Genomic DNA, 12,001 nt, shown 5'->3' on the forward strand with positions numbered 1-12,001 from the left:
TAAATTACTTCTCTAGCATAAGTTGACGTACATACTTAACAGGCGCACTTCCATAACTTAAGAACTGCTCATGAAAAGTTTTTAGATCAAAATTATCGCCCTCTATCCCCTTCAACTCCTCTCTGAAATCATAGATCTCACGGTAGCCTGAATAGTAGCTAGTTAACTGGACTTGGCTAAGCGTAGCCCTTCTCCACTTACCTTCGGCTTCTGCCTGTTGCTGAAACGCTTCATTTACCATAAGGTCTAACGCTTGCTCTTCAGTCATCCCTTTAACCTGAATGCTGTAATCGAGTAGCGTATTGGCGATAACCCTCAGATTCCACTTGTAATACATTAACCACATCTCAGGCTCAAAATCACCATAACCCTCTTCAAGCATCATACGCTCGGTATAAACGGCCCAACCTTCAACCATTGCACCATTGCCGAACAAGCTCTTAATCATACTTGGTGATTCATTTGAGTAGACGAGCTGCGTGTAATGCCCAGGAATGGCTTCATGGATATTAAGCACTTGTAAGATCCAGTGATTATACTCACGAAGGTAACTTTCTGCAGACTCTGCATCCATGGCATCGAGGGGAGTCACATTGTAGTAGGTGTTACTCGACTTCTCATAAGGCCCTGGCGCACTGATTGATGCACCAGCAAAGCCTCGCATATAAGCCGGAGTTTCCCGCACGACCAATGGCTTTTCAGGGTTAAGCGTGACCAAGTTTTTCTCATTAACGAACTTAACCAACTCAGGTATTTGCGCTCTCACCTCATCGACAAAATCGTCACGTTTAACATGCTTTGCAGAGAGTTTGTCTATCAGTTGACGGGTTGCTTTATTCTGATCTTTTGGCTGCGGAGTATCGAAGTGCTTCGACCAAAGCTGAGTAGTAATTTTAGCCATCTCAGTTTGCACGCGCAGTTTATCTGCCAATGCTTTCTCATAGAGAGCTTTACCACTCATGCCTGCTTGGATATCGAAAGCAAACTTCTCTTCATAGCGCTCTTCACCAATTCTGAAACTGCGCGCGCCCTCTTTTTCAAGTTTGGCCGCTAGCGCTGCTAACCAGTCAATATGTTCTTTTATCGCTTTTGTTGATGCATTAAAGCGCTGTTCAAACAGTTTTTTCTCTGCAGTTGTCAGCCCTGAGTTTTTAGCGCTATCTAATAGATCTTCAGAGAACACCGAGAAAGCTCCCTGATTTTGCATCTGGGCTAATTGAGTATGCTCTAAGGTTGGATTATTGATATTGTGGCGCGCTGCTTCATAAAAGGCTGGAACATTTTCCATACGTGCCAATACTGAACGAAGACGGGCATCAAATGGGGCAAAATCCTCATTAATCAGTTGTGCAAAACCACCTGCGACGTTGTAAGCGCTTGGATTCCACTGCCAAGACTTAAAGGTTGTGATCTCCCATAGGTCACGCTTAAGCAAATTCTCAATTAAACGGTAATCTATAAGCTCGTTTGCAGAGAGTTTATCTGTATCAAACTGAGCCAGTTTTGCCAGTTGTTGTTGATTAAACAATATCGATGCCTGACGATTCTCTTCATTTGGGATCTTTAAAATACCATCGTACTTGTGATATCCACTGTAGAGCGCCCACGTGGGAGACTCTTTCCAGAAGTCACTCACAAACTGTTGAGAAAATTGGTTAAAGCTCATCTGCTGTTGAGTCACACTTTTTACATCTGTTTGCTGAGTACTCTCCTGAGTCTGGCACCCAGTCAATCCCGTAAGCGCTAATCCTACCACCAGTGATAATGTTGCTTTTTTCATATCTAATCCCAATTCATTGTTTTTATTTTTTATTAGTTTTGACTCTTTTTCGCGGCCTAGTTAACCACGTCTTATAAAATTTTTCAGCATCTGTAACGGGTCAGAAACATAGCGTTACATCTATTTTAGCCCTTGGGTTACCCATAGCTTTACATCAGAAAATCGGTATCGCTCAAACTGAGCAAAGCCTTTAGCAGATCTGAGCTTTAACTTGGTAAACAAGGGGGTAGTGAGTCCACAAAGGAAGCGAGCCACCAAAACTGGTGTAGATGCAGTACCAAGCTTAGTGACAACATCAACGCAAACTTGGTTAAAGTCATACTCCTCAAGCGGTGTTAAGTAGGGAGGTGGAGGAAGTATTGCCTGCTCACCACGACAAGCTGAGCAGACACCACAATCTTGTGTCATCTGATCATCTGAAAAATAGTGAGCAAGTTGGCGACTCAAGCAGTTTGGCGAAGTAAACAGCTCAACCAGATGATTGATCCTCGCCACTTCACTGGCTTCTTTATTCAAAAAACGCTTAGATAACCTTGCTGTTAGCTCCTTATCATCAAATTCGCTATTCACAACCTGATAAACCTGAGTCATCTGCTTTGATTGCAACTCAATCATCCCTTTTTCATCAAGGTAATTGATAGCTTTTAAGACTCTTTGTCTGTCGCTAGCATAACTTTGATTCAGTGAATCAAAGTTAACACTCGACCAAATTTTTGCCCTATCTGCTGTAGTAAAAATGGCGCGAATAAAGTCTCGTCTTTCTGCGGTAAAATACTCAATCACTTCCGCTTCAGGAAGAAGAAACTTAAACTTATACTCGGCAAAGTAGCTGTAGGTAGGCTTAATGACATTAAGAAGTTCCAGATACACCAGCAAGGTTTTAAGGGATAACGGGCGAATATTGGATTGATTAGAGAGACTATTTAACACCAGCTCCCATTGAGGTAATTGCGAGCTCCTGCTCTCAAAAGCAGCTTTTTTTATCTCATTAAGCACCATCTCAATCCCTACCGGCTCAGGAGTGTCTCCATACACAAAGTTCTCTAATGTACTGAGATTATCCCCGTTCGCCAGCACCAAGCACTCAGAGTCTCCACCGTCACGTCCAGCCCTACCAATCTCCTGTGCGTAGTTCTCAATAGATTTTGGTAGATCATAATGCACCACAAAACGAATATCACTCTTATCTATCCCCATACCAAAGGCGATGGTAGCGACAATAATGCCCTGCTCTCCTGACATAAACTTGTGCTGAATGGCCTGGCGCACCTCAGAGGTCATACCCGCATGATAGGCTTTTGCCGATATACCTCTTGCTTTTAGTTGCTCAGCAACCTTTTCAGCAGTCTGCTGTAGCGTGACATAGATGATCCCAGAGCTAGCCAGCCGTGTTTGTAGCCAAGTGGAGAGATAATCAAGTTTATCAGTACTGCTGAGTCCTTTTACTCCTAAGTGCAAGTTAGGCCGGTAGAAGCCCGTTAAGGTGATATGCTCAGGTTTAATGCCAAACTTACTTCCCATATCCTGTATGACTTTGGAGGTTGCCGTGGCTGTTAACAGTAAGGTTTGGGGGATATTCAATGCTTGCTGATAGCTGGGCAGTTTTAGGTAATCTGGACGAAAGTTATGCCCCCACTCAGAGATACAGTGGGCTTCATCGACCACTAATAGCGAAATGGGTACTCCGGCAATAAACTGTCTAAAGCGTTCGTTATTGAGCCGCTCAACAGAGATCATTAAGATCTTTATCACACCAGCTCTAACGCCTGCCATCACCTCATTGGTTTCCTCTCGACTTTGGGTCGAATCGATACTCGCTGCAGCGATACCTTTGCTATTGAGAAAGCTTATCTGATCTTGTATCAAGGCAAGCAGTGGCGACACAACTATGGTCAAATGAGGTAAACACAGGGCGGGCAGTTGATAACAGAGTGATTTTCCCGAACCCGTTGGAAATATAGCGGCAGCGCTATGGCCATCGAGTATGGCACGAACGACCTGTTCTTGACCGGGTCTAAACTCACTGAAACCGAAATGGGATTGCAATAACTGCTGCATGAATAAACCTACCTTAAATGGCGACAATGGCTAATGATATTAAGAGAGTTGATACAGGGCTAAACACGCTTTTCAATCAAGGTAAAGCTTGCTTGTATCGGGTTATGATCTGAGGCCTCTGTCGTATTAGAGTGAGCCTTTTGTAACTTAAGACCTCGATAATAAAGGTGATCCAGTGCCTTACCAAATACGCGGTTACGGTTATCTGTCTCATAGTTTGCTTCTTGTAACCCTAATTTTGTCGCAAACTCGCCAACCACATCTAAGCGGCTTTGTCGCCATGTATTAAAGTCACCAGCCATGATTACTGGACCAGTGTGTACACTGATCTGCTCAGCTAACAGTGCAAATTGAGATCGATAAGCTTTTAAGCGCCAATCAAAATTGATTCCATGTAGATTCACAACCATCAGGTTTTCGCCATTGGATAATAGGTATTGTGAAACCAGCGCAGATTTGGCAAAACGGATCCAAGGTTCAGTAGCATGATAAGCACAAGCAGACTCAGCTTGCACATTGGCCAAGTTCATCACGCCGATTGGTGTTTTGAACACCTTAAAGGCTTTGGCCATCAATACCTGCTGGCTATTGTTTGTTATAAATTGAGTTAAGTTCTTTGATAACTTAGCCTCTTGCAACAACACGAGCTCGTTACTAGACACAAGTTCAGTTAACACAGAGTCCCAGCCAGACTTTTGTTGCTTATAGAGGTTCCAAACCGCCACGTTGAGCCTTCCCTCAAGATCTAATGGAGTACTCACAGACTTCTCAACACATTGGGATAGAAACAAGGGTAAACTTGCACTGTTCATGATCTGACTCTCTCCATTCGCCTCATTAACAACATAAACATAAGTGACGGCGCTAAATGACAACCCCATGACTAAGGCAAGTATCGTTTTAACACTTAATTTCAATATAGTTACCCATTTATATAACTTTAGACTGAGCTTATGGTTATACCCAAACAACTTCAAGGTGCAGGATTCAGCATGTCGAGAAGTGACAGAGTTCAAGGCATGAAATAGTAGGACTAGTTATTCTAATTCAATATTTCATAACACAGAAAAATGTTGCTTCGCGCCATGCCCTTCGGGAGCTCCCGTAGAACCGCTGCACTGCGTTAGTGATATCGACAAGGGAATAACCATTATCCTCAATCACTGCCTTGTTCAGCTATCCTACGGGAACTCTGAAACGAGCACCCTGAGGTAGCTTGGGTATAGCAATATAACAAAGCATTAGCCATGCCCAAAAAGTTCAAGTCTAGTGACAATATCTATCTGTATTAATATCGAAAAACAATGCACACTAGACGCTTAATTTCATCGTGGTTTAAATACTAACCTCAAGCAGAGAATATGGAAGATTTTTATCAAATTTTAACCTTAGTGGGTTTATTTGCATACTGGTTAATTGCCGCCGGAGTGGTGATTCGAGTAATTATCAAACGCCGCAGTATCGGCGTATCGTTAGCCTGGATGATGGTTATCTATTTCGTGCCTTTCTTTGGTGTATTAGGTTACTTACTTATTGGAGAGCAGAACTGGGGAAAAGCACGAGAAAACAGAGCCAAATTGATGTATGCCCCCTACAGGAAGTGGTTCGCTGATCTCTACCTGTTTCGCCAATACCGACCTAAAGAGTTAACCGAATATGGCCACTCCATCAGTTCGCTGTGCGAGCAAAGATTGGGGATCCCCTCTTTAGGCAATAACCAACTAGAGCTTCAATCCAGTCCACAACAGATCTTAAATTCGCTCATCGCTGATATCGAGGGAGCTCAAAGTTCAATTAACCTCGAATTTTATATCTGGCACCCTGGCGGTTTAGCAGACAAAGTCGTGCAAGCATTGATTGATGCCGCAAAACGCGGCGTTGAAATTAAGCTATTACTGGACGCTGCAGGAAGCCGGCAATTCTTTAAGAGCCATTGGCCAAAACAGCTTAAGCAAAGTGGCATAGAGGTAACTGAGGCTCTGGTTGTTTCCCCACTTAGAATGTTCTTCAGACGTTTAGACCTTAGGATGCACCGTAAAATTGTCATCATAGACAATCAAATAGGCTATACAGGCTCTATGAATCTGGTCGATCCAGCCTTTTTTAAACAAAATGCCCATGTTGGACAGTGGATTGATGTGATGGTGCGAATAACTGGCTCGAACGTACCTGTACTCAACACGATTAATAGCTGGGATTGGGAAGTCGAGACCAATCACAGGCAGTTACCAGAAGCCCCTGAGTGCATCGAGCTAAACGCTGATCACCCTATCGATATGCTGCAGGTGATCCCTTCGGGACCAGGAATGCCCTCAGAGATTATTCATCAGGTATTGCTACTGAGTATCTATCAGGCAAAATCAAAAATTGTTATCACGACCCCCTACTTTGTTCCCAGTGAAAACCTGATGTTTGCGTTAACATCAGCAGCTCAGCGCGGCGTCATTGTCGAGCTCATAATTCCAGAGAGAAATGACTCAACCATGGTTAAATGGGCCAGCCGCTCCTTCTTCGGCGAACTGCTCAGTGCAGGGGTTAAGATCTACCGCTTTAAAGGTGGACTCTTACACACTAAATCAGTCGTTATCGATCAAAACCACTGTCTGATAGGCACTGTTAACCTAGATATGCGCAGTCTATGGCTAAATAACGAAGTCACTTTGGCGGTAGACGATCTGGCTTTTACTCAGGAGCTAAGTCAACTTCAACAGAGCTACATTGATGACTCTACACAGCTCGAACATGAGAGGTGGCGTAAAAGGCCCGTTTATAAGAGGATCATAGAGCAGTTTTTCTATATGTTTAGCCCACTCTTGTAAAAAACGCAGCTAACGCGTTTTAAATAAACACTATTTGACTATCTAATACGCAAACGATTGAAATGTCAGTTTTATCACTTGACCATCTTCAGGCTTTTGCGTAAAGTACCGCTCCGTTAACAGGGAAAGCCAGTCAGCGCGGTTTAGTGATTTGTTAACGATTTCCAAACTTGTTATCTCAGCGATATAGAGATAAACGTGAAAACTAACACGCTATAATAGTTAAAAATTTGGTGAGTTGTCTGAGTGGCTGAAGGAGCACGCCTGGAAAGTGTGTATGGGTTTATAGCCCATCTAGGGTTCGAATCCCTAACTCACCGCCATATTTAGATTAAGGGCTATCATTCGTGACAGCCCTTTTTCGTATTAAATTATTAATTAGGCTTCCTTTCTCACTCACAAGCCTATCAGATATTCAGCGCTACTTAGCTTGGATAAAGTCTGTAAACGCCTCATTTCCATCACACACTCTTTGAAGTTCAAGATCCCGCTCGGCCCAATCGATAAACACTTCCTGTTCTAGCTCTGATCCATTAATCACCTGCAGTACCTTTGGTGAGGACTTAAGTGCGCAGCTTACTTTTAGTAAGTTTAGATGGGTGAACTTGCGTTTGGGATCGGCGCGCTTTGCTTGCTCAAGCGTATGATAAGCTTCCTCTAGGTTCCCTAACCTAAATTCAGCATATCCCTTAAACTCGAGTGTTTTAGGGTTATTAGGTTGGTGTTCTAATGATACCTCATACTCATTTATCGCCTCTTGAAACTGTTTACTCTGTCTTTTCCCGACACCAGATAACAGGGCTTCCTTCCCCAAATACTCCCTCTCTTTGATGTCTAATAACCTAAGATATATCTTTGCAGTCTTACTATTACTGGCTATCTCTTGATTGAAATAACTCCGTGAAACGTCAAAATCATTTTGCAGATAATGTAAGATCCCCAAATTATTATTGGCTCTTAACTTAACATGTGTATAGCCGCCATCAGTCGCACCGACTAAAGAGCTTTCTAAATACTTATTTGCTTCCTCGTACTCTTTGGCTTGTACTAAGGTCCAACCTATTGCACCTTGTAGCTCTGCTCTCTTTTTCGGTTCAGATGTTTCATTTAGCCTCTCTTTTAAAGTATTAACGACTTCTAAGCTCCTTCCCTCTTCGATGAGTGCTTTTACATCCTTAAGTTCCATTGTTTCTGCTATCCCAAACAATGGAACAAAAAAAAGGATCGGTAACACGAGATAACCATAATGCTTGATTAAGCTGACCATGCTGCTCTCCTGGTTAAAAGTCACCGAAACCTGAATCATTAGTATTATCTGATAGTTGCTGTATTAAGGCATTTTCAGATGTAGTGCTGGCCGATAATTTTGCTTCAAGCTTTGAAAGTTTAGAAAAAACGGTTGAATTATCAATATTCAATGCATGCTCATCTTTCAAGACAATTAAACCTTTGCCGTTTTCATCTAAGGTGATTTTTCTATTTTGAATATAGAGAATGGTGGGATGTTCAGCCTCTACCGGAGTCAAGCTCAATACAACTTCGGCTTCAGGTCGATGTATTAAAATGGCGAGACCTGCCATTAAAAAAAGCAGGGTAAACCCTAAAAAAATCCGTGTATTATTCAGTTGCTTGCCTGCCATCTCCTCCCAAATTTTAAGTTTTTCGGGCTCAAAGTCTAAAAGGCTGGTGTCTAAAATCTTATTTTGTACATCGGATGTCAGTTTATATCCGATGAATAACATTAAAAATGAGAAACCAGTTGCACCGGTTCCAAGTATTGCAACCACATCTAAATTATCCATAATGACTCCTGCTTCCCTAATGCCATTAACTGTTTATAATCAATATATTGAAATATATAATTAAATCTAGAACATTAATCCATATCCTTATGCCTTATGTTTGGCTGTAAAACCTCTCAAGGTATTACCAGAGTCTGTTTAACTAATAAAGAAAAACTGGTTAATTTAGGAGTAAAGGAGTAGTTACAAAGGATAGTAATACTGCGCTAACAAAAAGCCCCGCTTTTATGCAGGGCTTGTTGGTAGATCTATGACGGGATAACTTAGCTAATTTTAAATTTACTGACCTCTTGAGACATCATATTCGCATCGGCTAACAAGCCTTCGTTAAGGGCACTGAGCTCATCAGCAATGGTTTGAGTGTTTTGGTAGATTTCACTGATCTTAAGTGCGTTACGATTAACCTCTTCCGATACTGTCGATTGCTCATGAGTCGCTGCCGCAATCTGTTCGTTCATCGCATCAATCACACCGACTTCAGCCACAATTTTATCCAGATCCTGTCCCGCTTTCTCTGAGTCCTTAACACTCAGCTCTGCCTGTGCTTTACCCTTCTCCATTGCAAGAACAGCAACGGCAGCTCCTTTCTCAAGCCGCTCTGTCATATCACGAATATCCTCTGTCGAGGTTTGAGCGCGTTGAGCAAGGCTTCTGACTTCATCGGCTACCACGGCAAAGCCTCGTCCCATCTCACCCGCTCGCGCAGCTTCAATAGCCGCATTAAGCGCTAGAAGATTTGTCTGCTCAGCGATACCACTTATCACCCCAAGAACACTCACAATACCTTGAATATCATTATCCAATTCATTGATCGCTTTTGAAGCATCACCTATCTCTTCAGCTAGAAGATGAATACTCTCGGCGGTCTTATCAACCTCAATATTGCCCTCTTTTGCTTCTATATTGGCAGCAGCCGAAGCTTCTGAGGCTTTGACAGCATTAAGGGCAATCTCCTGCACCGTACTGCTCATCTCAGTCATTGCAGAGGCTACTTGTTCAGTCTCACTATGACCAATAGCTACATCCCTTTGCATCACATTAGCGCATGACTCCATCTTTTCAGAAGCTTTAAGCAGACTATCTGTGTTAGTTCTAACACGATAGATCACCTTCTCAAAATCACTCATCATCTGATTGAATGCATTTCCTAATTGACCCAGTTCATCACTCGTATTTCCCTTAATACGAATGCTTAGGTCAAAATTCTTCTGAGCTTGCGTAACGCTATCATGAAGGTAATGCAGTCGGTTATGCATGTATTTAGCGACTGTCATAGAGATATAAAAGACTAACGAACCAGCCATTAGCATCAACAACATAATGCTGTACATCAGCGATTTCGCCCCACTCAGTTTCCCTTCAGTCTGGGAGATTAAAGAGTTAGATAGTGACTTTTCAAACTGCCTCACAAGCTCAATTCGAGCAGAAGATTTGGCAAACCACTGCTCGGCACTTTGAGCACTCAGTGCATCGGCATTACCACTGAAGGCTAACTCACGCAGTGAGTGTACATCCTTGACCGCTCGCGAGTTCGTCAATTTCCGAAACTGCTGCTGGACATCTGGCGTGGCTAGTGCAAGAAAACGTTCCTCATAGCTGTGTTGCTCAGACACTAAAGTAGCAAATTTCAGAAACATGCCAGGTTTAAACTCACGATTACCAAAGGTTGAACTCAGTACCGCGCGCTCAATGCCCGCCCGCTCTTTCATCTGTAAAAAAGCGCTAAAAGAAGCCGCCTGAATAGCAATAGTCTGGCTGTCTCCCTCTTTCACTGTGTGATCGACGATCGCAAGTAAGCCATTATTGAGCTGGGAATAAAAAGCCACCTCCTCTTTTACCGACACAGTTAAACTATCAATACTTTTACGCATCGAGTTAAGCTGTGAAATATCGCGATTTAACTGACTGAGCTGACTTGAAAATGAGTTTGGTAGGGAGTTGTTTAAGACAAAATCTTTAAAGCCGTTCAACTGCTTATCTGTTGCTGCTCTTTGAGCTGGTAATTTATTCGCAAAAGCTTGGCCGTTCGAACCTATAAATCCGGCACTCATACCCCGCTCTTTTTGCAGTTCGTGAACCAGATCGCTATTGACGACAGCAAGTTCACTTAGCACTTTTACTTGCTCTAAACCTGTCGAGAGACGGTACTGATTATAAACAATGGCACAACCGAAAACGATACATCCTAAGATAGGTGGGATAATGACTAAGAGCAGTTTGTTAGTAATTGTTAAATTTCCGACCCAACGAAAGTTCATAAGTAACATCCCTGTATTCTAACAATTTTTTAGTGGTTACTATTTTAGCCTATTCCCGTTAAATAAAGTAAATAAAATAAAAAAAAGCCCTCATTTTGAGGGCTTTTTAATCTAGATCAATTTTTACTGCTCAAAATATCAGCAGAAACACTCAATGACTAAGCGTTACCCTTCACTTTCATGTTCAGTGTTTGAGCAAAGTTCAACATACGATCAAGCGGTATCAAAGCGTCCTTTCGCAATTCATCATCGACGAAAATCTCATGCTCTTGGGTATCTTTAGCCGTTAATGAAGCTTCAATCGCCTGTAAACCATTCATCGCCATCCAAGGACAGTGAGCACAGCTTCGGCACGTCGCCCCATTACCACCAGTTGGTGCTTCAATTAATGTTTTTCCTGGTGCCGCCTGCTGCATCTTATAGAAGATCCCCTTATCTGTTGCCACGATAAAGGTGTCATTCTCCATGGTTTGAGCAGCCTTAATGAGCTGACTTGTTGAACCCACCGCATCGGCAAGTTCAACCACGCTAGCTGGAGACTCAGGGTGAACCAAAATAGCCGCATCTGGGTGTTGTATTTTAAGCTCTCGCAATGCATTCGCTTTAAACTCATCATGAACGATGCACTCGCCCTGCCACATGAGCATCTCTGCACCAGTCTCTTTAGCAATATAGCTGCCTAGATGGCGATCTGGCCCCCAGATAATTTTCTTATCTTCACTGTCTAAGTGCTCAACAATCTCAAGGGCAATACTTGAGGTTACCACCCAGTCGGCACGTGCTTTAACTGCAGCAGAAGTATTGGCGTACACGACAACGGTGTGATCTGGGTGCGCATCACAAAACTCACTGAAAGTTTCAATGGGACAACCAATATCCAATGAACAGGTCGCTTCGAGTGTTGGCATCAATACTGTTTTCTCTGGGCTTAAAATTTTAGAGGTTTCCCCCATAAACTTAACGCCAGCAACAATCAAGGTTTTTGCTGGATGATCGCGACCAAATCGCGCCATTTCAAGTGAATCAGAAACACAGCCACCCGTCTCTTCCGCTAACGCCTGGATCTCAGGATCTGTGTAGTAGTGAGCCACTAAAACCGCGTCTCTGTCTATCAGGAGTTGTTTGATCTTTGCCTTGTATTCTGACTTTTCATGTTCAGATAAAGGAAGTGGTTTTGGTGGAAAAGGGTATTGAATTGGTTCAACTTTTGGGGCTAACTGACTCATTTTACAACCAGGACGAAATTCTTATTAGCGGGATTATACGTAAATATGACCGAAAAAT

Annotated in this window: 8 protein-coding genes and 1 tRNA gene; 2 read left to right on the forward strand and 7 right to left on the reverse strand. The window is 42.8% G+C overall.

Annotated features, from left to right (window positions below; all coding sequences use genetic code 11):
* Positions 1-4: 4 nt before the first annotated feature.
* From K0625_RS13320 to K0625_RS13330, 3 genes are all read right to left on the reverse strand, one after another.
* Complete coding sequence (locus K0625_RS13320) at positions 5-1,780, reverse strand: DUF885 domain-containing protein (protein WP_220110147.1); 1,776 nt, start codon at positions 1,778-1,780, stop codon at positions 5-7.
* A 120-nt stretch (positions 1,781-1,900) separates the two neighbouring features.
* Complete coding sequence (locus tag K0625_RS13325; protein WP_220110148.1) at positions 1,901-3,838, reverse strand: RecQ family ATP-dependent DNA helicase; 1,938 nt, start codon at positions 3,836-3,838, stop codon at positions 1,901-1,903.
* A 59-nt stretch (positions 3,839-3,897) separates the two neighbouring features.
* On the reverse strand, positions 3,898-4,755 hold the full coding sequence (locus tag K0625_RS13330) for an endonuclease/exonuclease/phosphatase family protein (protein ID WP_220110149.1): 858 nt from the start codon (positions 4,753-4,755) through the stop codon (positions 3,898-3,900).
* A 444-nt stretch (positions 4,756-5,199) separates the two neighbouring features.
* Between K0625_RS13330 and cls the strand changes: the two genes are divergently transcribed.
* Positions 5,200-6,657: a cardiolipin synthase gene (gene cls / locus K0625_RS13335; RefSeq protein WP_220110150.1), complete on the forward strand. Its 1,458-nt coding sequence runs from the start codon at positions 5,200-5,202 to the stop codon at positions 6,655-6,657.
* Positions 6,658-6,889: 232 nt separating this feature from the next.
* Positions 6,890-6,980: transfer RNA gene (locus K0625_RS13340), tRNA-Ser, on the forward strand.
* A 98-nt stretch (positions 6,981-7,078) separates the two neighbouring features.
* Here the strand turns inward: K0625_RS13340 and K0625_RS13345 are convergent.
* The 4 genes from K0625_RS13345 to nadA all read right to left on the reverse strand — a co-directional run bounded on the left by K0625_RS13345 (position 7,079) and on the right by nadA (position 11,943).
* Positions 7,079-7,843 carry a tetratricopeptide repeat protein gene (locus K0625_RS13345; protein ID WP_220110151.1) on the reverse strand — a complete coding sequence of 255 codons (765 nt, stop codon included), beginning with the start codon at positions 7,841-7,843 and terminating at the stop codon, positions 7,079-7,081.
* A 94-nt stretch (positions 7,844-7,937) separates the two neighbouring features.
* Positions 7,938-8,459, reverse strand: a complete 522-nt coding sequence (locus tag K0625_RS13350; protein WP_012324907.1) for a hypothetical protein — start codon at positions 8,457-8,459, stop codon at positions 7,938-7,940.
* A 263-nt stretch (positions 8,460-8,722) separates the two neighbouring features.
* Complete coding sequence (locus tag K0625_RS13355; RefSeq protein ID WP_220110152.1) at positions 8,723-10,717, reverse strand: methyl-accepting chemotaxis protein; 1,995 nt, start codon at positions 10,715-10,717, stop codon at positions 8,723-8,725.
* Positions 10,718-10,875: 158 nt separating this feature from the next.
* On the reverse strand, positions 10,876-11,943 hold the full coding sequence (gene nadA / locus K0625_RS13360; RefSeq protein ID WP_220110153.1) for a quinolinate synthase NadA: 1,068 nt from the start codon (positions 11,941-11,943) through the stop codon (positions 10,876-10,878).
* Positions 11,944-12,001: the final 58 nt, after the last annotated feature.

It is taken from the genome of Shewanella nanhaiensis, from assembly GCF_019457885.1.
Taxonomy (GTDB): Bacteria; Pseudomonadota; Gammaproteobacteria; order Enterobacterales; family Shewanellaceae; genus Shewanella; species Shewanella nanhaiensis.

Coding starts and splice junctions, on each gene's coding strand:
- K0625_RS13320 (WP_220110147.1), bottom strand. CDS start 1,780: ATGAAAAAAGCAACATTATCACTGGTGGTAGGATTAGCGCTTACGGGA.
- K0625_RS13325 (WP_220110148.1), bottom strand. CDS start 3,838: ATGCAGCAGTTATTGCAATCCCATTTCGGTTTCAGTGAGTTTAGACCC.
- cls (WP_220110150.1), top strand. CDS start 5,200: ATGGAAGATTTTTATCAAATTTTAACCTTAGTGGGTTTATTTGCATAC.
- K0625_RS13345 (WP_220110151.1), bottom strand. CDS start 7,843: ATGGAACTTAAGGATGTAAAAGCACTCATCGAAGAGGGAAGGAGCTTA.
- K0625_RS13350 (WP_012324907.1), bottom strand. CDS start 8,459: ATGGATAATTTAGATGTGGTTGCAATACTTGGAACCGGTGCAACTGGT.
- K0625_RS13355 (WP_220110152.1), bottom strand. CDS start 10,717: ATGAACTTTCGTTGGGTCGGAAATTTAACAATTACTAACAAACTGCTC.
- nadA (WP_220110153.1), bottom strand. CDS start 11,943: ATGAGTCAGTTAGCCCCAAAAGTTGAACCAATTCAATACCCTTTTCCA.